Origin of the sequence: Blattabacterium cuenoti, assembly GCF_014252315.1 — a bacterium.
Lineage (GTDB): Bacteria > Bacteroidota > Bacteroidia > Flavobacteriales > Blattabacteriaceae > Blattabacterium > Blattabacterium cuenoti_AI.
In genome coordinates this window covers 76,582-98,366 of record NZ_CP059216.1, presented here as the reverse complement: position 1 = coordinate 98,366, position 21,785 = coordinate 76,582, and the positions used below count along the sequence as shown (strand labels likewise).

The 21,785-nt window shown below is 21.3% G+C and carries 20 protein-coding genes and 2 tRNA genes; 9 read left to right on the top strand and 13 right to left on the bottom strand.

Annotated features, from left to right (window positions below; all coding sequences use genetic code 11):
* The first annotated feature begins 23 nt into the window (after positions 1–23).
* The 3 genes from fabD to H0H39_RS00440 are packed head-to-tail and all read left to right on the top strand — an operon-like array spanning position 24 to position 3,147.
* Complete coding sequence (gene fabD / locus H0H39_RS00450; protein WP_185877445.1) at positions 24–890, top strand: ACP S-malonyltransferase; 867 nt, start codon at positions 24–26, stop codon at positions 888–890.
* 20 nt (positions 891–910) lie between these two features.
* On the top strand, positions 911–1,837 hold the full coding sequence (locus tag H0H39_RS00445) for a GYDIA family GHMP kinase (protein WP_185877444.1): 927 nt from the start codon (positions 911–913) through the stop codon (positions 1,835–1,837).
* 41 nt (positions 1,838–1,878) lie between these two features.
* On the top strand, positions 1,879–3,147 hold the full coding sequence (locus H0H39_RS00440) for a citrate synthase (protein ID WP_185877443.1): 1,269 nt from the start codon (positions 1,879–1,881) through the stop codon (positions 3,145–3,147).
* A gap of 26 nt (positions 3,148–3,173) precedes the next feature.
* Here H0H39_RS00440 and H0H39_RS00435 read toward each other — a convergent pair.
* Both H0H39_RS00435 and H0H39_RS00430 read right to left on the bottom strand, forming a co-directional pair.
* Positions 3,174–3,263 (bottom strand) — tRNA-Leu (locus tag H0H39_RS00435).
* A 261-nt stretch (positions 3,264–3,524) separates the two neighbouring features.
* Positions 3,525–3,830 (bottom strand): HU family DNA-binding protein, encoded by a 306-nt coding sequence (locus tag H0H39_RS00430; protein WP_185877442.1) that lies wholly within the window; start codon positions 3,828–3,830, stop codon positions 3,525–3,527.
* Between the two features lie 462 nt (positions 3,831–4,292).
* On the opposite strand from H0H39_RS00430, the gene gldE reads away from it, so the two are divergent.
* From gldE to H0H39_RS00405, 5 genes are all read left to right on the top strand, one after another.
* Complete coding sequence (gene gldE, locus H0H39_RS00425) at positions 4,293–5,642, top strand: gliding motility-associated protein GldE (protein ID WP_185877441.1); 1,350 nt, start codon at positions 4,293–4,295, stop codon at positions 5,640–5,642.
* A gap of 27 nt (positions 5,643–5,669) precedes the next feature.
* Positions 5,670–6,290 carry a tetratricopeptide repeat protein gene (locus H0H39_RS00420; protein WP_185877440.1) on the top strand — a complete coding sequence of 207 codons (621 nt, stop codon included), beginning with the start codon at positions 5,670–5,672 and terminating at the stop codon, positions 6,288–6,290.
* Complete coding sequence (gene ribH, locus H0H39_RS00415) at positions 6,287–6,781, top strand: 6,7-dimethyl-8-ribityllumazine synthase (RefSeq protein ID WP_185877439.1); 495 nt, start codon at positions 6,287–6,289, stop codon at positions 6,779–6,781. Before H0H39_RS00420 ends, ribH begins: the two co-directional genes overlap by 4 nt.
* Complete coding sequence (gene mutL, locus H0H39_RS00410) at positions 6,769–8,493, top strand: DNA mismatch repair endonuclease MutL (RefSeq protein WP_185877438.1); 1,725 nt, start codon at positions 6,769–6,771, stop codon at positions 8,491–8,493. The genes ribH and mutL overlap by 13 nt, the downstream gene beginning before the upstream one ends.
* 77 nt (positions 8,494–8,570) lie before the next feature.
* Complete coding sequence (locus H0H39_RS00405) at positions 8,571–9,200, top strand: rhomboid family intramembrane serine protease (RefSeq protein ID WP_185877437.1); 630 nt, start codon at positions 8,571–8,573, stop codon at positions 9,198–9,200.
* A gap of 4 nt (positions 9,201–9,204) precedes the next feature.
* On the opposite strand, the gene lepB is transcribed toward H0H39_RS00405, so the two are convergent.
* A complete protein-coding gene (gene lepB / locus H0H39_RS00400) occupies positions 9,205–10,566 on the bottom strand; it encodes a signal peptidase I (RefSeq protein ID WP_185877436.1) in 1,362 nt (453 codons plus the stop codon).
* Positions 10,567–10,609: 43 nt separating this feature from the next.
* Positions 10,610–11,329: a 4-hydroxy-tetrahydrodipicolinate reductase gene (gene dapB, locus H0H39_RS00395; RefSeq protein WP_185877435.1), complete on the bottom strand. Its 720-nt coding sequence runs from the start codon at positions 11,327–11,329 to the stop codon at positions 10,610–10,612.
* Positions 11,330–11,397: 68 nt separating this feature from the next.
* On the opposite strand from dapB, the gene H0H39_RS00390 reads away from it, so the two are divergent.
* Positions 11,398–11,487: transfer RNA gene (locus H0H39_RS00390), tRNA-Leu, on the top strand.
* Between the two features lie 25 nt (positions 11,488–11,512).
* Here H0H39_RS00390 and ilvA read toward each other — a convergent pair.
* From ilvA to trpS, 9 genes are all read right to left on the bottom strand, one after another.
* Positions 11,513–12,778: a threonine ammonia-lyase gene (gene ilvA, locus H0H39_RS00385; RefSeq protein WP_185877434.1), complete on the bottom strand. Its 1,266-nt coding sequence runs from the start codon at positions 12,776–12,778 to the stop codon at positions 11,513–11,515.
* Positions 12,779–12,803: 25 nt separating this feature from the next.
* Entirely contained in the window at positions 12,804–13,865 is a 1,062-nt protein-coding gene (gene ilvC / locus H0H39_RS00380) for a ketol-acid reductoisomerase (protein WP_185877433.1), read from the bottom strand.
* Positions 13,866–13,879: 14 nt separating this feature from the next.
* Positions 13,880–14,173, bottom strand: a complete 294-nt coding sequence (locus H0H39_RS00375) for an acetolactate synthase (RefSeq protein WP_185877432.1) — start codon at positions 14,171–14,173, stop codon at positions 13,880–13,882.
* A gap of 19 nt (positions 14,174–14,192) precedes the next feature.
* Positions 14,193–15,896, bottom strand: coding sequence for a biosynthetic-type acetolactate synthase large subunit (gene ilvB, locus H0H39_RS00370; RefSeq protein ID WP_185877618.1), 1,704 nt, complete (start codon positions 15,894–15,896; stop codon positions 14,193–14,195).
* A complete protein-coding gene (gene ilvD, locus H0H39_RS00365) occupies positions 15,896–17,584 on the bottom strand; it encodes a dihydroxy-acid dehydratase (RefSeq protein WP_185877431.1) in 1,689 nt (562 codons plus the stop codon). Before ilvD ends, ilvB begins: the two co-directional genes overlap by 1 nt.
* A gap of 104 nt (positions 17,585–17,688) precedes the next feature.
* Positions 17,689–18,879: a tRNA 2-thiouridine(34) synthase MnmA gene (gene mnmA / locus H0H39_RS00360; protein WP_185877430.1), complete on the bottom strand. Its 1,191-nt coding sequence runs from the start codon at positions 18,877–18,879 to the stop codon at positions 17,689–17,691.
* Between the two features lie 41 nt (positions 18,880–18,920).
* Positions 18,921–20,045, bottom strand: coding sequence for a DnaJ C-terminal domain-containing protein (locus tag H0H39_RS00355; RefSeq protein ID WP_185877617.1), 1,125 nt, complete (start codon positions 20,043–20,045; stop codon positions 18,921–18,923).
* Between the two features lie 53 nt (positions 20,046–20,098).
* Complete coding sequence (locus tag H0H39_RS00350; protein ID WP_185877616.1) at positions 20,099–20,713, bottom strand: nucleotide exchange factor GrpE; 615 nt, start codon at positions 20,711–20,713, stop codon at positions 20,099–20,101.
* Between the two features lie 78 nt (positions 20,714–20,791).
* On the bottom strand, positions 20,792–21,784 hold the full coding sequence (gene trpS / locus H0H39_RS00345; RefSeq protein ID WP_185877429.1) for a tryptophan--tRNA ligase: 993 nt from the start codon (positions 21,782–21,784) through the stop codon (positions 20,792–20,794).
* Position 21,785: the final 1 nt, after the last annotated feature.

Below are 21,785 nucleotides of genomic sequence, written 5' to 3'. Positions count from 1 at the left end.
AAATTTTTTACGTATTATTTGATATGAAAGCTTATTTATTTTCTGGACAAGGAAGTCAATATCCAGGAATGGGAAAAAAATTATATGAAAAAAATGATTTAGCAAAAAAAATTTTTCATAAAGCTAATGATATTCTTGGATTTTATATAACATCAATTATGTTTGAAGGATCTAAAGAAGATTTAAAGAAAACAAAAAATGCACAATTATCTATATATATTTATTCAATAATAGAAACAATGATCTATAAATTTGAACCAGATATGGTGGCAGGAAATTCTTTAGGAGAATTATCAGCTTTAACATCTGCTAATGTTTTATCTTTTGAAGACGGATTAAAATTAGTATATGAAAGAGCAAATATAATGCAAAAAATTTGTGAAACTATTCCAGGAAAAATGATGGTTATTTTTGGATTAAATCATAAAATTATAGAACATATTTGTAAAAAAGATAATGGAATCGTTGTAGTATCTAATTATAATTCCCCTAATCAATTAGTTATTTCTGGAGAATCTCTTTCTGTTAAAAGAGTATGTTCTATTTTAAGTAGAATAGGAGCAAAAAAAATAATTTGCCTTCCTGTTCATGGAGCGTTTCATTCTCCAATCATGAAATTGGCTAAAAAAGATTTTGAAATTATTGTTAATAAAATTGATTTTAAAAAACCAAAATTTCCTATTTATCAAAATGTTAATGGATTACCAGTATCAAATCCTAATGAAATAAAAAAAAATATTATTAAACAGATTTTTTCTCCAGTAAAATGGATGCATTCTATAAGAAGTATGATTATTAACGGAGCAAATTCTTTTATAGAAATAGGACCAGGAAAAATATTAAAAAATATGGCAGAAAAATATATAAAAAATTTTAAAAAAAAAATGTAAAATGTAAATATTAATTAATAATGCATTATAAAAAAAGTTTTTTTTATAGTCATGGAAAATTATTATTAACTGGAGAATATGTAATTTTATTTGGAGCTCTGGGAGTAGCTTTACCTACTGTAAAAGGACAATTGTTAACTGTTATTGAAAATAAAGATACTTCTTCTATATTACATTGGAAAAGTTATGATAAAAATCATAATATTTGGTTTGAAGCAATTTTTCGATTACCTTATTTAGAAATTTTTTATAACACAGAAAAAAATATTGCTATTAGATTAAGAAATTTGTTATTAAAATCTAAAAAAATTAAGAAAAAATTTTTAAAAGAATCATTAAGCATATATGTTAATACATATTTACAATTTTCTATAGATTGGGGATTAGGAAGTAGTTCTACTTTAATAAATAATATAGCTAAATGGGCTAATATAAATCCATTTGAATTATTAGATAATGAAAATTTTCCAGGAAGTGGTTATGACATAGCATGTGTATCAATATCAAAACCAATTATTTATAAATATTATGATACAATGCCTTTTTATATTCCTATAAATTTTAATCCTCCATTTAAAAATAAATTATTTTTTTTACATCTAAATAAAAAACAAAATACAACTAAATGTATAAATTTATTTCGTTATAATAATATACCTAATAAAAAAATTATAGAATCTATATCTTTTATAACCTGGAAAGTTTTATTTTGTAAAAAATTAAATGAATTTGAAGAATTATTATTGAATCATGAAAAAATTATATCAAAAATACTTAATTTACCTACTATTAAAGAAATATATTTTCCGGATTATTTAGGATTAGTTAAAAGTTTAGGAGCATGGGGAGGCGATTTTGTGTTAATTAGTTTTAGAAAAGGCATGAAAAAATATTTTTCTAAAAAAGGATTTAATACTATTATATCATTTGATAAAATGATTTTTTAATTATAATTTAATTTTTTAAACAAAAAAATTGAAATATTATTATGTGTAGTATTGTTAATTTTGATATCAATGGATATTGTTACAAGCTTCCATTAATTAATGGAACTTTTGATAAAGCTATTGATATTTCTCAATTAAGAGAAAATACTAGACTTATTACTTTTGATCCAGGATTAAAAAATACAGGAATAACAAAAAGTTCTATTAGTTTTATAAATGGAGAAAAAGGAGAACTTTTATATAGAGGATATCCTATTGATCAAGTAATTAGAAAATGTTCATTTATAGAAGCAAGTTATCTTATATTAAATGGAGAACTTCCTAATAAAGATCAATTAAAATTATTTTCTAAAAATATATATGATTTATATTTTATAGAAGATAAAATTTATAAAATATTGGATAATATACCAAAATATTATCATCCAATGGGAATGTTATCTTCTATAGTAAATATTTTATTTGCATTTATGAATAATGTTTTATCATCAAATAATGAAAATTTATATTATCATCTTTTAGCAAAGTTTCCTATATTAATTGCATCAATTTATAGAAAAAAATTAGGATTATCTATTTGTAATTATGATTATGATTATAATAAAAAATTATATTATACTCATAATTTATTAAATATGTTTTTTTCTTCGTCTGATAAATTTTGTAATAAAAAATCTATTATAACAAATGCATTAGATAAATTATTGATTTTACATATTGATCATGAACAAAATTGTTCAACTACTACTGTACGATTATTAGGATCTGCTCATTCAAATTTACTATCAGCTATATCTGCTGGAATTAATGCTCTTTGGGGAAGACTTCATGGAGGAGCTAATCAAGCTGTAATTGAAATGTTAGAATTTATTTTGAAGGATGGTGGAAATATATATAAATGGATAAATAAAGCTAAAGATAAAAAAAATCCATTTCGTTTAATGGGATTTGGACATAGAATATATAAAAATTTTGATCCTAGAGCAAAAATAGCAAAAAATGTAGCAGAAGATTTAATTAAAGAATTAAATATATCTAATAATCCAATATTAGAAATAGCAAAAGAATTAGAAAATAATGCATTGAAAGATTCATATTTTTTAGAAAAAAAACTTTATCCAAATATTGATTTTTATTCCGGTATTATTTATAAAATAATAGGAATTCCTAAAGATATGTATACAGTTATGTTTGCTTTAGGAAGACTTCCAGGATGGATGGCTCATTGGAAAGAAATGAAAAAAAATATGGATCCAATAGGAAGGCCTAGACAAATTTATATAGGATATAAGAAAAGAAATATTAACTAATAAATTAGTAAATATTTTTATATGTATGTGGACGAAGGGATTCGAACCCTTATGCTATTTTTTAATTAAGCATCAGATCCTAATTCTGATGTGTCTACCAATTTCACCACGCCCACTGAAAAAAAATAAGTATTTAATATATTTTTTATATAAATATAAAAAAGTAAATTTTTTTTTGTGAAAATGAAAAAAAGTATTTACATAAATAAAAGTATAAGGAATAAATTTAGAAATAGGAAGTTATTATTTATTTTATATTAAATTAAAAAAATTATTTCTTTTTTTTGTGTCTATTTTTTCTATTTCTTTTTTTTCTTTTATGAGTAGCTATTTTACGTCTTTTTCTTTTTTTCCCGTTTGGCATAAATTATATTTTATTATTTATTCCTATTTTTTTTTATAGGAACATTTTTTTTTACTGATTCAGTAAAAGATTTTGATGGTTTAAATGCTGGAATGTTATGCGCAGGTATTACAATAGATATATCTTTAGATATATGACGTCCAAGTTTTTTTGCTCTGTATTTTATAATAAAGGAACCAAATCCTCTCAAATAAACATTCTCACCTGACGTAAGACTTTTTTTTATTTTATCCATAAATGTTTCTATAACTTTTTGTGCATCAATTCTTTCAGATCCAGTTTCTGATATGATTTCTGTTATTATATCTGCTTTTGTCATGTTAAATCATTGTATCAAATAACAAAATTCCTTTGTATATATGATATTAAAAAAAATACATTTTATAAATATACCAATTTTTTTATAAAATTGTTATTAAAACTTATTTGATATAAATTTTTATAATAAAAAACAAATTTATAAAATTAAATATCTATAATAATATTAAATATTATTTTATTCAGATAAATAAAATTTTTTTTATATAAACTAAATAGTTTAGTATTTTCTACTATATATATCAATATCATTCTATCTATACTAGAATATAAACTATCTATAATCTATACTATTATCTATACTAGAATATAAAAAAAAATATATTATAATAAATTATAATATTATATTTAAAAATAACATTAATTATTTTATTAATTATATGCTAAAAACCTATTGTACATTTATTAGAGGACAAAAAAATAATTTAATTTTAATAAATTAGACTATAAAAATATATAACTCTTGGAAAAAGGATCTTCTACGAATATTTTTTTCTTGGAAAAAACTTTGTATCTAATTTTTCATATATTATTGACTATTATATTATTATTATTTTCTTCTTTAATTTCTGGTTCAGAAACATCTTTTTTTAGTCTTGATAAAAATATTATTAATAAAGAAAATAAAAAAAAATCTGTAGAAAAAAACATTTTATTAAAAATAATTAAAAATAAAAAGAAATTATTAGCAACAATATTAATTTCAAATAACTTTTCTAATATTGGAATTGTAATAATTACTTCCTATTTAATAAGAAAATTTATTAAAACAAAATATTTTGTTATATGTAAAATGTTTATTGTTTCAATTAATTTTTTAATAGAAGTAATATTTTTAACTTTTGTATTACTTTTATTTGGAGAAATAATTCCAAAAATATATGCTAGTAGAAATAGTTTCCGTTTTTCTATTTTTATGTCTAAACCAATAGAATTTCTTAGTAAAATACTTGATCCAATTAATAAAATAATGATTTTTATATCAGAATTTATTGAAAATAAAATAACTAAAAAAATAAATTATATATCTGTTGATCAATTATCAAAAGCTTTAAAAATAACTTTAAATCAAAAAAATATAAAAGAACGTCAATTTCTACAAAAAATTGTTGATTTCGGTAGTATAGAAATACATCAGATTATGACTCCAAGAATAGATATGTTTGCTTTAAATAAAAAAACAAGTTTTTCTAAACTATTAAAATTAATTCAAAATAAAAGATATTCTAGAGTTCCTATATATAAAAATAGTATTGATAATATAGAAGGTGTTCTTTTTACTAAAGATCTTTTACCATTTATATATTATGATAATTACAAATGGAATAAATTAATTCATAATCCTTTTTTTGTTCCAGAAAAAAAGAAAATAGATGATTTATTAAGCGATTTTAAAGTTAAAAAATTACATCTTGCTATTGTAGTAGATGAATATGGAGGAACTTGTGGATTAGTTACACTTGAAGATGTTGTTGAAGAAATAGTAGGAGATATTATTGATGAATTTGATAAAGAAAATTCAACTTATTCAAAAATAAACGTAAACAATTATTTTTTTGATGGAAAAACATCTTTAATTAATTTTTATCGTATTATGAATGTAAAAGAAGAAATTTTTTTTGAAAAAAATAAAGGAGATGCAGATACTTTAGGTGGATTTATAATGGAAATAAATAAAGATTTTCCTAAGTTAAAACAAAAAATAAATTTTTTAAATTATTCATTTATTATAAAAAGTATTAATGATAAAAGAATAAAAACTATAGAAGTTATAAGAAATAAATTATGTGAAATTAATTCAAAAGAATTATAAATAATAATATAAATTTTAATATTTTTTATGATAATAACAAAATCAAAAAAAACATATTTATTATTAATACTATTTATAATAGTTATAATTACATTTTTTTCTATAAAATTTTTTAAAGATTTATCTGATAAATCAATAAACGAATTAAATTATGCACAACAATTTTTATATAAAGGAATGATTGAAAAAGCTTTAAATGAAAAAAATATTAGAAAAGATTATTTAGGATTATCAAATATATCATATAAATATCCATTTACTAATGCTGGAAATATAGCTAATTTTTACGCAGGAATTTGTTATTATGATTTATACAATTATGAAAAATGTATAGATATGATGAAAAAATTTCATTCAAAAGATGAAATTATGTCTTCTATAAAATATGGAATTATTGGTGATGCATATTTACAAATGAATGATAAAAAAAAAGCTATAAATAATTATATTATAGCTTCTACTATAAAAATTAATGAGATAAATACTCCTTTATATTATTATAAAGCTGCTTTATTATATCTTTGTGACAACAAATATAAAGAATCAAAATATTATTTAAAAGAAATAGAAAATAAATATCCTTCTTTTATATATATAGATGACGTAGAAAAATATATATCTTTTATTGAAAATAAAATTTTAACATGAAAATAAATTCTAATTATTTATTAGATAAAAATGATATAAAAAGTAAAAATATAAAGATAGCAATTGTTGTATCTTTATGGAATAAATTAATTACTAATAGATTATATAAAGGAGCTTATTATACTTTAATTAATTTTGGAATTAAAAAAGATTTTATAAAAACATGGAAAGTTCCTGGTAGTTACGAATTAATTTTTTCTTCTAAAGAAATAGCTCGTCTTTATATTTTTGATTCTATAATTGTAATAGGATCTCTAATTAAAGGAGAGACTTTTCATTTTAAATATTTATGTCAATCAATATCACAAGGAATAAAAGATATAAATATTAAATATAATATTCCTATTATATTTTGTGTTTTAACAGATAAAAATAAACAACAATCTATTGATAGATCTGGTGGAAAAGTTGGAAACAAAGGAATAGAATGTGCAAAAGCTGCAATATATATGTCTTTATTTAAAAGATCTATTACAGAATGGAAAATGTAATTAAAATTTTACCTAAATATATAATTAATCAAATAGCAGCAGGAGAAACAATACAAAGACCTTCTTCTGTTTTAAGAGAACTTTTAGAAAATTCAATAGATGCTAATGCAAAAAAAATTGATATTTTCATTAATAATTCCGGAAAAAATCTAATTCAATTAGTAGATGATGGTGATGGTATGAGTGTTAATGATGCTAAAATAAGTATAAAAAGATATGCAACTTCTAAAATAAAATCAGTAAGTGATTTACAAAAAATAGATACAAAAGGATTTAGAGGTGAAGCTTTATTTTCTATATCTTTAGTTTCTCAATTGGAAATACAAACTAAAGATAAATATAGTGAATTAGGAATTTATCTTCTTGTAGAAGATGGAAAAATAAAAAAAGAAATTCCAATAGATATGATAAAAGGAACGAGAATTTCTGTAAAAAATATTTTTTACAATTTTCCTTCTAGAAAAATATTTTTAAAATCTTCTAAAATAGAATTCTCATATATAATTAATGAATTTTATAATATTGTATTGGCGCATAGAGATATTACATACCGTTTTTATCATAATGATAAAATTATTTTTATTTTTGATAAAAAAATAAATTCTTTAAAAAAAAGAATTTACGATATTTTTCAATTGAAAAAATATAAATTTAAATTTATTTCAATTAAAAAAGACAAATTTCTTATAGAAGGATTTATTAGTATTCCTAATAATAAAATAACAAAAAAAGGTAATCAATTAATATTAGTAAACAAAAGAAACGTAAAAAATAATTTTTTACATAAAAAAATTATAAATGCTTATAATGGAATTTTAAGAAATTTAAAAACAATTTCATATTTTATTTTTATTAATATAAATTCTAATTTAATCAATTGGAATATTCATCCATCAAAAAAAGAAGTTCAAATAGAAAATGAAAAATATATAGGATATATAATATATAATAGTATTAAAAATATTTTGTTTAATATTGATATAATAAATAACAAATATGTTAATAAAGGTATTTCTCACTATAAAGATTATGATGATATTATTAATTATTCAAATAATAATGTAGAAAATAAAGATAAGAACAAAATAATTAAATTAGAAAATTTATTAAAAAATTTAATAAATAAACAAGAATATAATAATTATAATAATATTATAAATGAAATTAATTGTGATAAATGGAAAAATATTTTTCAAGTAGATGAAAAATATATTATTGTTGTAAACAATATAGGAATATTATTAATAGATCAATATAGAGCATATAGAAATATATTATTAGAATATTTTTATAGTAAAAATATAAAAGAAAAAAAAATTATTCCTCCTATAAAAATAGGAATAATAAAAAAAAATTTTGTTTTTATAAAAAAAAATTTTAAAAAATTAGGATTTAATATAAATATTGAAAAAAATTTTATATACTTATATTCAATTCCAGATAAAATAAAAAAATGTATATCTATTAAAATTATTAAATATATATTATTAAAATATAAATTTTTAAAAAAAAAAGAAAATAATATTAATAATATAATTATAAATACTATATTTCATTTTTCATATATTAAAAAATATGGAATAAAATTATATCCATTTCAAATGAAACATTTAGTTATAGATCTTTTTTCTTGTAAAAATCCAAATACTTATTATTTAAATAAACCTACATTTATTATACTAAATAAAGATTTTTTCAAAAAATTTTTTTAATAGTGAACCTTTATACAAACTTTAATTCCTATTTTAATTCTGATGCTGTAAAACACATTTTAAGTGTAAACATACTAATGTATACAGCGATATTTGTATTTTCCCAATATAAAATAGAAGATATATTTTCTTTATATAATCCTTTAGATGAAAAATTTAAAATATTTCAGATTTTTACTCATATGTTTGTTCATTCTAAAAATATTTTTTTTCATATAATTTTTAATATGGTAGCATTACTTATGTTTGGATGTCAAATGGAAACATTATTAGGATTTAAAAAATTTATCATGTTATATTTTATTTCAGGATTATTTGCTGCATTGTTTCAAATATCATTTAATACTGGAGCAATATTCTATTTTATGAATTCTTCAGAATTTACAATAGTAAATAAAATATTATATTATTTAAATGAAGATCAAAGATTAAGTATTTATAATTTTATATATTCTCCTATTATGGGGGCTTCAGGAGCTATTAGTGGTGTATTAGGTGCTTTTGCTAAATTTTTTCCTGAACATAAAATATTTATATTACCATTTCCATTTCCAATTAAAGTTAGAAAGGCAATAATGATATTTATTTTTGGAAGTTTTTTATCATCAATTTTTAATTTTTCACCTGGAATAGCTCATTTTGCACATATTGGAGGAATTACTTCAGGATATTTAATTGGATATATTTTTAAAAATAAAAAAATATAATTTATTATATCATATAGAATATATGATACCAACGTATTTTCCAATCTATTATATTAATAGGATATTTTCTGTTCCAATCTATACTCATCCATACAAATAATGGTTTACCTACTATATGAGTTTCTGGAACTAACCCCCAAAAACGAGAATCATAAGAATTATGTCTATTATCTCCCATCATAAAATAATAATTATTATTTATTTTGATAAATGTTTTTAATTTAAACTTTATAAATTTTTTTTCATATGGAAAAATTTTTTTTATAAATAAATTATTATAATGATTTATTTCAATTAAATCTCCTTTTTTAGGAATATATAATGGACCAAAAAAATCTACATTCCATGATTTTCCATATTTTTTTAAAATTGAAAAATTATTTTCAATAACAATATTTTTTTTTATATAAATTATATTTTCAAATATATTTTTGATACGTTCTGCATTTTGTTCATTTAACATTATTTGATATAAATATTCATTATTATTATTTCCTAAATATTCTATATCTTCAATGTCCATATTGTTTTTTAAAAAATTTATATCTAATGGATTATATATAGTTTTAATTAGATAGGAATATTGTTTTTTTAATAAAAATTTTTCTTTTTTACCATTTATAAAAACATTTCCTTTTTTTATAAAAATTGTGTCTCCAGGAATTCCTACACATCTTTTTATATAATGATCTTTTTTATCTATTATATAATGATTATTATCCATAGGAAAATTAAAAACAACAATATCATTTCTTTTTATATTATTTATAAAAAAATTATAACGAAAATAAGGCCATTTTAATGGTAAATATGATTTTGTAATATTAAATAGAGTATTATGAAAAAATGGAATTGAAATTGGAGATATAGGAAATCTTAGTCCATAGTGAATTTTACTAACTAAAATAAAATCTCCTACTAATAAAGTTTTTTCCATAGATGATGTTGGGATAACAAATGGTTGAAATCCATAAGTATGTATTATAAATGATATAATTAATACTAATAAAGTATCTTGATTATTATTATTTATTTCATTTTGAATTTTAATATTTTTTTTTATAAAATTAAAATACAAAATGTAAAATAATACAAATATTATATATATTTTTTTTCCTAAAAAAGAATGAACCATATTTATCCATAAATAAAAATATAGAATTATACTAGTAAATGGATTAAGTAAAAGAAATAAAAAACAAATAGATTTATTATAAGTTTTTAATAAAATAAATATGTTATAAAAAGGAATAATAAATTGATAATAAGTAAATCCATATTTTTTATATAAATTAAAAGTTATCAATATATGAATGATATTTTCAATTAATAAAAATATAATACTAAAAATAATATATTGTAACATAATAACTAATAATGAATAATGAATAATGAATAATGAAAAAAGTTTATATATCTAAAACATCTTGCATTGAGTAGAATCCTTTTTTATTCAAAATCCATTCAGCGGCAATAATAGATCCAATAGCGAATATATCTCTATCATATGCTTCATGTTGAAGCAATATTTTTTCCATATTAGATTTATATGTTACTGAATGTTTACCTATTACATTATTAATTCTTTTAGAATGAATTATTAATAAATTTTCTTTATTTTTTTTATCACTTTTATTTTCATTCAAAATCCATTTTTTTTTTACATTATTATTAATTATTTCTTTAGCTAAAGATACTGCAGTTCCACTGGGTTTATCTAATTTATCTTTATGGTGTATTTCTTTTATATCTACATGATATTCTTTTGAATATGGACTTAATAATTTTGATAATTTATTATTAATTGCTAAAAATATATTTACTCCAATACTAAAATTAGAAGAATATAAAAATGATCCATTTTTTTCTATACAAAAATTTCTAATAATATTAATTTTATCTAACCATCCTGTAGTACCACATACAACTGGTATTTTATTTTCTATACAAATTTTAACATTGTTAAATGCACAACTAGGTTGACTAAATTCTATTGCAACATCCAAATTTTTTAATAAATATGGATGAGGTGTTTTATCATAACATAATGATATTTTATGACCTCTATTTTTAGCTAATCTTTCTATAGTTTTACCCATTTTTCCGTAACCTATTATTGCTATATTCATAAACAAAAATTTATAAAATATTTTATATTTTTTTTATTATATTTAAATTTATCATTTTAATTATAAAAACCCACGTGGTGAAATTGGTAGACACGCCACTTTGAGGGGGTGGTATCCTTATAAATATGGATGTGCTGGTTCAAATCCAGTCGTGGGTACAAGATTCAATAAAATTATTTTATTTTAAATAAGTATACGAAATAAATCAGGATTTTTATTTAGATATTGAAAATGTACTTTATATACTTTCATTTTTTCTAATAATTTTAGAAAATCATTTTTATCCGATAATTCTATTCCTATTACAGCTGGACCTTCTTCTTTAGAAGTTTTTTTTGAATATGAAAAATAAGTTATATCATCTTTAGGTCCTAAAATATTACTTACAAATTCTTTTAAAGAACCAGATCTTTGTGGAAATTGAACTATGAAATAATGTTTTTTTTCCTCATATAATAATGATCTTTCTCTTATTTCTTCTGTTCTAGTAATATCATTGTTTCCTCCACTTAAAATACATACAATATTTTTTCCTATTATTTTATTAGAATAAACATCCAAAGCAGATATAGATAAAGCTCCAGCTGGTTCTGCTACAATTGCTTCTAAGTTATATAAATCTAATATTGTAGTGCATACTTTTCCTTCTGAAACTATTTGTATATCATCTAATACATATTTACATATTTCAAAATTTAAATATCCTACTTTTTTTACTGATGCTCCATCAATAAATTGGTCTATTTTATTTAACTCTATAACTTTATTATTTTTTATTGAATAACTCATTGATGGAGCTCCACTAGGTTCTACTCCTATAATTTTTGTATTAGGACTATTTATATAAAAATAACTTCCTACACCGGAAGCTAACCCTCCTCCACCTATAGGAATAAAAATATAATCTATATTAATACTAGATTGTTTTAATATTTCCAATCCTATAGTAGCTTGTCCTTCAATTATTTTTTTGTCATCAAATGGATGAATAAATGTCTTTTTATTTTTCTTACAATATTTTATAGCTTCATTATTAACTTCATCAAAATTATCTCCAAATAGAACTATTTTTATATATTTATCTCCAAATTTTTCTACTCTTTTTATTTTTTGTTTAGGAGTTGTATTTGGCATATATATTTTACCTGGTATTTGTAATATATTACAAGAATATGCAACTCCTTGTGCATGATTTCCTGCACTTGCACATATAATTCCTTTTTTTAAATCATCAGAAGATAAACTTTTTATTTTATTATATGCTCCTCTAATTTTATATGAACGTACAATTTGTAAATCTTCTCTTTTTAAAAAAATATTAGCTTTATATTTTTCTGATAAAAAACTATTTTTTTGTAAAGGAGTTTCAAAAATAATATCTTTTAATAAAATTTTTGCTTTAATTATATCTTCAGAAGAAGGAAAATATTTTTTAACAATTTTATTCAAATCTAAAAATAAATAATTACAAGTATTAATTTTTATCTTTATTATTTTTTTTATTAGGACGTAATTTTCTAATAATTGAGCCTACTTTCCATAATTCACTATTTTTTAAATTTTCTAATTCTTTTTCTAATTTAATTCTATAATTTTTATCACTATTATATTCTATTACTCGGTTAGATTCATTTCCAGATGATACTTCTTTATATAATTCTTTGAATATTGGAATTGTAACATCTCTAAATTTTTTCCACCAGTCTAACGCTCCTCTTTGTGCAGTTGTTGAACAGTTAGAGTACATCCAATCCATTCCATTTTCTGAAACTAATGGCATTAAACTTTGAGTTAATTCTTCAACTGTTTCATTAAAAGATTCTGAAGGAGAATGACCTTTTTCTCTCAATATTTGATATTGAGCAGAAAATATACCTTGTATTGCTCCCATTAATGTTCCTCTTTCTCCTACTAAATCAGAATATACTTCATTTTTAAAGTTTGTTTCAAATAAATATCCAGATCCTATTCCTATTCCAATAGATAAAACTTTATCTAAACTTTTTCCACTATAATCTTGATAAATAGCATAACTAGAATTAATTCCTCTTCCTTCTTTAAATAATCTTCTTAAACTTGTACCTGATCCTTTTGGTGCTACAAGAAAAATATCTATCCATTTTGGTGGATATATATTTGTTTTTTTTTGAAAAGTTAATCCAAATCCATGTGAAAAATATAATGATTTATTTTTTGTTAAATACTTTACCAAAGTAGGCCAAAATGATATTTGTCCAGCATCTGAAAGCAAATACATTAATATTGTACCTCTTTCAGACGCTTCTTCTAAAGAAAAAAGATTCTTTCCTTCTATCCATCCATCTTTTATAGCCTTATTCCATGATTTAGAATTTTTTCTTTGACCTACAATTACTGTAAACCCATTATCTCTTAAATTCAGTGATTGACCAGGCCCTTGTACTCCATATCCTAAAACAGATATAATTTCATTTTTTAAAATGTTTTTAGATTTTTGTAAAGGAAATTCTTTTCTTGTAATAATATTTTCTTCTATAGATCCAAATTTTATTTTCATAATAAATATTTTTATTAAAAGTTTGACATATTTATATTTAATTTATAATAAGAATTATTTTTTTTTATTTCGTAAAGATTTATATAAATAATTCCAATTATTTTTTTTATTATTTTTTTTATTTTTATTAGTTTATTTAAACTACATTCTACATCTAGAATATATTGATTTGTATAATTACTTTCATTTTTTGTAGATACATTTATATAATTTATTTTTAAATTTCTTCTACTTAATAGAATAATAATTCTAGTTAATAATCTTATTTCATCTTCTACTAAAATTATCATTCTGAATTTATGATTCATAATTATCATAATTATTTTGTTATGTTAAACGAATTTCTTCTACGGAAGACCCTGAAGGTATCATAGGAAATACGTTATCTTCTTTTTCTACTACAACTTCTAACAAGAATGGATTATTATCATACAAAGCTTTTTTTATAGAAATTTCCAAATATTTTCTTTTATAAACTTTTTTTGCTTCTATATTATATGCATTAGCTATTTTTATAAAGTCTGGATTTTTTAATTTTGTAAAAGAATAACGTTTATTGAAAAATAATTGTTGCCATTGACGAACCATTCCTAAAAAATTATTGTTTAATAATATAATTTTAATAGATATATTATATTCCATAATAGTTCCCATTTCTTGTATAGTCATTTGGAATCCTCCATCTCCAACAACACATAATATTTGTCTATTACTTGATCCTAGCTTAGCTCCTATTGAAGCTGGTAAAGCAAACCCCATAGTTCCTAATCCTCCAGAAGTAATTTGACTTTTTTTTTCTATAAAATTAAAATATCTTGAAGCAACCATTTGATGTTGGCCAACATCTGTAACAAGAACAGCATTATTATGTTTATATAAATTTATCCATTTCATAACTTCACCCATAGTAATCATTCTTTCTTTTTTTGGATTAATATCTTTTTTTATTACAATATTTTTTTCTTTATTCATAAAATAATGAAATTGATTTAACCATTTTTTATGACTAGATTTATTAACAAGATGATTTAATTTTATTAAAGATACTTTACAATTTTCTACAATTGGAATATGACATAATATATTTTTATTTATTTCAGAATGATCTATATCTATATGAATTATTTTAGCTTTTTTTGCATATTTGTTTATATTTCCTGTAACACGATCATCAAATCTCATTCCTATTGCAAGAATAACATCAGATTTATTAGTTAATATATTAGGACCATAATTTCCATGCATACCTAACATTCCAACGTACAAATTATGTTTAGTAAATATAGATCCTAATCCTAATAAAGTATTTGCTACTGGAATTCCTGTTTTTTCTACAAATTTTATTAATTCTTCTTCAGCATCAGCTAATATAATACCTTGTCCTGCTAATATTAGTGGTTTTTTAGAATTATTTATAACATTTGCTGCTTCTTTTATTTTTTCATCAGAATTTTTTATGTCAGAAAATATATTATAATTTTTTATTTTATTTAAATTATTAAATATAATTTTAGATTTTTGTAATTGAGCATTTTTTGTTATATCAATTAATACAGGGCCTGGTCTTCCGTTTTTTGCTATAAAAAAACCTTTTTGAATTGATGTACAAATATCTATAGCTCTTATTACTTGAATATTCCATTTAGTTACTGGTATAGAAATGTCTATAATATTTGTTTCTTGAAAAGCATCAGTACCCAAAAGATTAGAAGAAACTTGACCGGTTATACAAACTATTGGAGTACTATCAATTAGAGCATCTGCTAATCCAGTAACTAAATTAGTTGCTCCTGGACCAGATGTAGTAAAACAAACACCTACATTTCCAGTTACTCTAGCATAACCTTGTGCAGCATGAATGACTCCCTGTTCATGACGCATTAAAATATGAGAAATAAATTTTGTGTAATCATGTAATGAATCATATATTGGCATTATAGCTCCTCCTGGATATCCAAATATATATTTTACTTTTTCATTTAATAATGTTTTAATTACTATTTCTGATCCAGAAAATAATTTTTCTTCCATCATAATTCATCTGTAATACATCCATTAGAAGCTGATGATACCAATTTTGAATATTTATATAAATATCCATTATTTATTTTTAATAAAGTAGGTTTCCATAGTTTTTTTCTTTTTTCAATTTCTTCTTTTTTTACATTAAGATTAATTGTTTTATTTTCTGCATCTATGACTATAGAGTCTCCATTTTTTATTAAGGCAATTACTCCTCCAGAGTATGCTTCTGGTGTTATATGTCCAACAACAAAACCATGTGATCCTCCTGAAAATCGTCCATCTGTTATTAAAGCCACTTTTTCACCTAATCCAGCGCCCATAATATATGATGTAGGTTTTAACATTTCAGGCATTCCTGGGCCTCCTTTTGGTCCTACATATCTAATAACAATAACTGTTCCTGGTTTAATTTTATTATTTAAAATAGCATTATTAGCTTCATTTTCTGAGTTAAATACTTTAGCAATTCCACAAAATTTATTTCCTTCTTTTCCTGTAATTTTAGCAACAGATCCTTTAGGAGAAATATTTCCATAGAGAATTTTTATATGTCCGTTTTCTTTTATTGGATTTTCTATTGGAAAAATAATATTTTGTTTTTTAAAATTTATATCTGGAGAATTTTTTACATTTTCATATAGAGTTTTTCCAGTAACTGTTAAACAGTCTCCTAATAATATTCCTTTATTTAATAAATATTTAATAATAGATGGAATTCCTCCAATTGAAGAATGAACATCATTCATAAGATATGATCCACTTGGTTTTAAATTACCAATAAAAGGAACTTTATCACTAATATTTTGAATATCTTTTAAAGAAAAATTAATTTTTGCTGTTTTAGCAATAGCTAATATATGTATTACTAAATTAGTAGACCCCCCCATACAAATAGCTAATTTAACTCCATTTTCTATAGAATTTTTTGTTATTATATCTAAAGGGCATATATTTTGTTCTAATAATTTTTTTATATAAAAAGAAGATTTTTTACATTCAATTTTTTTTTCTGTACTAGTTGATGGAGTAGAAGAAGAATATGGAAGCATTATCCCCATAGTTTCTAAAATAGAGGCCATAGTATTTGCAGTATACATGCCCCCACAAGCACCAGGTCCTGGACAAGAATGTTTTATAATATTTTTATATTCTTTTTTTGTTATTTTATAAGTATTTTTTTTTCCTAAAGCCTCAAAAGAAGATACAATATCTAATTTTTTACCTTTATAATATCCAGGAGATATACTTCCTCCATATATAATTATTGAAGGCCTATTAAGTCTTATAATCGCCATAGTTACTCCTGGTAAGTTTTTATCACAACCAGGTAATGCAATTACTCCATCATAAAAATGAGAATTTATTACAGATTCTATACTATCAGCAATAATTTCTCTAGATGGTAAAGAATACATCATTCCTGATGTTCCCATAGTAATTCCATCGCTTATCCCAATAGTATTTATTTGAAATCCTATCAAATTATTATTTGACATTGATTTCTTTACAATTTTAGATAATTGATTAAGATGAATATTACATGGATTTCCTTCATACCAATTGCTTACTATTCCTATCTGAGCTTTATAAAAATCTGAATCTTTCATTCCTATAGCGTATAGCATAGAATGAGCAGCAGGAAGCTCAGTGTTTTCTGTTATTTTTTTACTAAAGTTATTAATTTTTTTTTCCATCTAACATTTTACAAAAACAAACTCATCATGTAATAATGAACAAATTATACTTGTATACAAAAATATAAAAAAATATTTCTATAAAAAAAAATAATATTTTAATATCAAGAGATAATACCAGATCCGATTAATTCTTTGTTTATATACCATGCAGCAAATTGTCCTTCAGTTATTGCACGTTGTGATTCATAAAATTCTATTAATATTCCATTTTTTAAATTATGTAATATTGATTTTTGTAATGGCTGTCTATGTCTGATTCTACAAAAAACATTCATTTTATTTTTCCCATTTAATATAATATCATTTCTAATCCAATGTACATCATTATCTTTAATAAATAAATATTTACTATATAATCCAGGATGATTAATTCCCAATCCTGTATAAACTATATTAGTTTTAATATCAGTATCTATAACAAAAAGGGCTTTTTTAAATCCACCTATTGATATACCTTTTCTTTGTCCTTTAGTAAATAAATAAGCTCCATTATGATGTCCTATTAATTTTCCATCTGATTCTTTATAATATATTTTTTTTTTTAAATATGAAAAATTATCAAGTTTTTTTTTATAAAAATGTATTATTTGGTTATTTTTTTTATATATATCTGAATTAGAATCTATACATATAATTTTTCCTTTTTTTGGATTAATTTTTCTTTGTAGAAATTTAGGTAATTGAATTTTTCCAACAAAACATAATCCTTGAGATTCTTTTTTAAAAGCATTATATAATCCATTTAGTTTAGCTATTTTTCTTACTTCTTTTTTAGTAAAATCTCCTATAGGAAAAATGGATTTTTCTAATTGATATTGATTTAATTGACATAGAAAATATGATTGATCTTTATTTAAATCTTTACCAATTAAAAGTCTATATATTTTTTTATTATTTTTTATAAATTCTTTTTTTCTTACATAATGTCCTGTAGCAATACAATCTGCTCCAAGACTATTAATAGCTATTTTTAAAAATAAATTGAATTTTATTATTCTATTGCAAACAATATCAGGATTGGGGGTTTTTCCTTTTTCATATTCTTCATACATATAATTGATAACATATTTTTTATATTCATTTTTCATTTCTATTATTTGAAATGGAATATTCAATTTATATGCTGATAACATTGCATCAATACTATCTTTTTCCCATGTACAATTAAAAACTGGATCCTCCCAATTATGCATAAATAAACCAATTACTTTATATCCTCTTTTTTTTAATATTAAAGCAGCGACACTAGAATCAACTCCACCTGATAAAGCTACAACTACTATTTTTTTCATATTTTTTTATGAAAATTAATACATTAACTTTCTTTTTTTTGTTAAGAAAACATTTCTCTTACTTTATCAAAAAAAGATTTTTCTGAATTTTTAGGACGAGGTATAAAATTTTCATCTTTTCTCATTATTTCAAAGAATTTTTTTTGCTCATTATTAATTTTTCTTGGAGTCCATACATTAATGTGTATTAATAAACTTCCATTTCCATGTCTTTCTACATTAGGAATTCCTTTATTTTTTAATCTTAAAGTTTTCCCTGATTGTGTTCCTGGATCTACTTTAATTCTAGCTTTTCCATTTACAGTAGGTACTTCAAAATAATTTCCCAATACTGCATCTGAAAATGATATATATAAATCATAATGTAGATTACATCCCTCTCTTTTCAATTCTGGATGAGGATATTCTTCTATTAACACTATTAGATTTCCTGTAATTCCTCCAAATGGAGCTTCATTTCCTTTTCCTGGTATTCTTAAATGAATTCCTTCTGTTGCTCCAGATGGAACTTTTATATTAACTAATTCTTCTTCTTTAATTAATCCATATTTATTAGCTCCATATGGAATATTTTCAATATTTTTTCCTGTTCCATGACATGAATTACATTGAGAAGAAGTCTGCATTCTTCCTAAAATAGTATTTGTGATACGAACTATTTCTCCTGATCCATTACAAGAAGAACATATTTTTGTCTTTATTCCTTTAGCTATTTTTAGTCTTTTGACTTTTACTTTTTTTTCTGTTCCATTTGCAATTTCTGATAATGTAAGTTTTACTCTAATTCTTAAATCACTTCCTCTTATAGTTTTTTGTTGAGAAGATTTTCCAAAACCAAAACTAGAAAAATTTTCACCAAATGCATCTGAGAAAATATCACCAAAATTTGTAAATATATCTTCCATATTCATACCAGCTCCATAACTATTACTGTTACCTTTTACTCCAGAATGTCCAAATTTATCATATCTACTTCTTTTTTTTTCATCGCTTAAAACTTCATAGGCTTCAGCAGCTTCTTTAAATTTTTCTTCTGCTTTTTTTTTATTATCTAAATTTTTATCAGGATGATATTTAATAGCTAGTTTTCTATATGCTTTTTTTATTTCTTCTAAAGAAGCTCTTCTAGAAACTCCTAATATTTCGTAATAATCTTTTTTCATAATGAAAAAAAATATTGTTTAAATTTTTTTTTATTAAATAAAATAAATTAATATAATTATTTTCCAGTAATAACTTTAGCATGTCGTATCACTTTTTCTTTTAGTATATATCCATTTTCTATAATTTCTATTATTTTTCCTTTTAATTTCTCTGTAGTTGCTGGTATTTGTGTAATTGCTTCATGTAAATCTGTATTAAATTCATCGCCTTTATTTATTTTTATTTTGTTTAATCCTTTTTCTTTTAAAATCTTAATAAATTTTTCTTGTATTAATAATATTCCTTTTAATATTTTTTCTTCTTCAGATTTTTTCAAATTTTTTATACCTCTTTCAAAGTCATCTAAAACTGGAATTAAGTCTATTATTATTTGTTCATGTATAATTCTAAAAATATCAAATTTTTCTTTTTTAATACGTTTTTTATAATTATCGAATTCTGCAAATAAACGTAAAAATTTTTCTTTTTCTTTTTCCAGTTTATTTTTTAATATTTTTATTTTTAATTCATATTCTTCATTTTTTTCTTCTTTTTTATCTGATTTTAATTCAACATTTTTTTTATTATATTTTTTTTTATGTATATTTTTTAATTCAAATTCTTTTTCTTTATTATTATGAGAATTTGTAGGTGTATTTTTATTTAAATCTTTTTTTTCTATATTATTCATAACATATAAAATATTTTCACAATGATCCAATAATAGCAAAATTTTTGCCATAAAACATATTTATGACAATACGTCATACTAAATGTAAAATAAAGTATTAAAATTTAAATATTTTCTAATAATATTTAATTTTTTTTTAGCTATTATTTTTGCTTTTTTAGCTCCTATAAAAAGAATATTGTCTAACAATTTTTTATTATCCATATAATAGAAAAATTTTTCTCTTTCTTTGGAAAATTTATGTATAATACATTCATATAAACTTATTTTAGCGTCTAAATACCCATATCCACCTTTTATATAGTTATTTTCCATTTCTTTTACTTTATCTGTAGGAGCTAATAGTCTGTATAGAGAAATTATATAATCTTTATATGGATTTTTTTTATCTTTTAATGATTTGTTATCTGTATTAATACTTAAAATTTGTTTTTTTAAAATTTCATTAGTAGAGAAAATATTAATTAAATTATTTTTTGATTTACTCATTTTTTTTCCATCTAATCCAGGAATTAACATAGTCGTTTTTTTTAAAAATGCATTAGGTATAGTGAATAAATTTTTATTAATTTTATGATTAAAAAATTTTGCTATTTTTCTTGAAATTTCTATATGTTGTATTTGATCTTTTCCTACTGGAATAATTTCTGCATCATAAAGTAAAATATCTGCAGCCATTAAAATAGGATAAGAAAATAATCCTAAACTAATTTTTTTTATAAAATTATTTTTAATTTTTTCTTTAAATGAATGTGATAATGTAAGTCTTTTATAAGAAAAAAAACAACTAAAATACCATGCTAATTCTGTAACTTCTGAAATATCAGACTGTCTATAAAAAAAACAGTTATCAACATTTAATCCAAACGCCAACCATGTAGATGCAATTTGATATACACTATCTTTTATAATTTTAATATTTTTTACATCAACTAAAGCATGTAGATCTGCTATAAATATGAACGAAGAATTTTTTTTTTTATTAGACATATTTATAGATGGTATAATAACTCCTAGAATATTTCCTAAATGTGGAATTCCTGTACTTCTAATTCCTGTTAACATTATCATA

Bases quoted from the DNA above. Each gene is read 5' to 3' on its own strand.
- fabD (WP_185877445.1), top strand. From the start codon at position 24: ATGAAAGCTTATTTATTTTCTGGACAAGGAAGTCAATATCCAGGAATG.
- H0H39_RS00445 (WP_185877444.1), top strand. From the start codon at position 911: ATGCATTATAAAAAAAGTTTTTTTTATAGTCATGGAAAATTATTATTA.
- H0H39_RS00440 (WP_185877443.1), top strand. From the start codon at position 1,879: ATGTGTAGTATTGTTAATTTTGATATCAATGGATATTGTTACAAGCTT.
- H0H39_RS00430 (WP_185877442.1), bottom strand. From the start codon at position 3,830: ATGACAAAAGCAGATATAATAACAGAAATCATATCAGAAACTGGATCT.
- H0H39_RS00420 (WP_185877440.1), top strand. From the start codon at position 5,670: ATGATAATAACAAAATCAAAAAAAACATATTTATTATTAATACTATTT.
- ribH (WP_185877439.1), top strand. From the start codon at position 6,287: ATGAAAATAAATTCTAATTATTTATTAGATAAAAATGATATAAAAAGT.
- mutL (WP_185877438.1), top strand. From the start codon at position 6,769: ATGGAAAATGTAATTAAAATTTTACCTAAATATATAATTAATCAAATA.
- H0H39_RS00405 (WP_185877437.1), top strand. From the start codon at position 8,571: ATGTATACAGCGATATTTGTATTTTCCCAATATAAAATAGAAGATATA.
- lepB (WP_185877436.1), bottom strand. From the start codon at position 10,566: ATGTTACAATATATTATTTTTAGTATTATATTTTTATTAATTGAAAAT.
- dapB (WP_185877435.1), bottom strand. From the start codon at position 11,329: ATGAATATAGCAATAATAGGTTACGGAAAAATGGGTAAAACTATAGAA.
- ilvC (WP_185877433.1), bottom strand. From the start codon at position 13,865: ATGAAAATAAAATTTGGATCTATAGAAGAAAATATTATTACAAGAAAA.
- H0H39_RS00375 (WP_185877432.1), bottom strand. From the start codon at position 14,173: ATGAATCATAAATTCAGAATGATAATTTTAGTAGAAGATGAAATAAGA.
- ilvB (WP_185877618.1), bottom strand. From the start codon at position 15,896: ATGGAAGAAAAATTATTTTCTGGATCAGAAATAGTAATTAAAACATTA.
- ilvD (WP_185877431.1), bottom strand. From the start codon at position 17,584: ATGGAAAAAAAAATTAATAACTTTAGTAAAAAAATAACAGAAAACACT.
- mnmA (WP_185877430.1), bottom strand. From the start codon at position 18,879: ATGAAAAAAATAGTAGTTGTAGCTTTATCAGGTGGAGTTGATTCTAGT.
- H0H39_RS00350 (WP_185877616.1), bottom strand. From the start codon at position 20,713: ATGAATAATATAGAAAAAAAAGATTTAAATAAAAATACACCTACAAAT.
- trpS (WP_185877429.1), bottom strand. From the start codon at position 21,784: ATGATAATGTTAACAGGAATTAGAAGTACAGGAATTCCACATTTAGGA.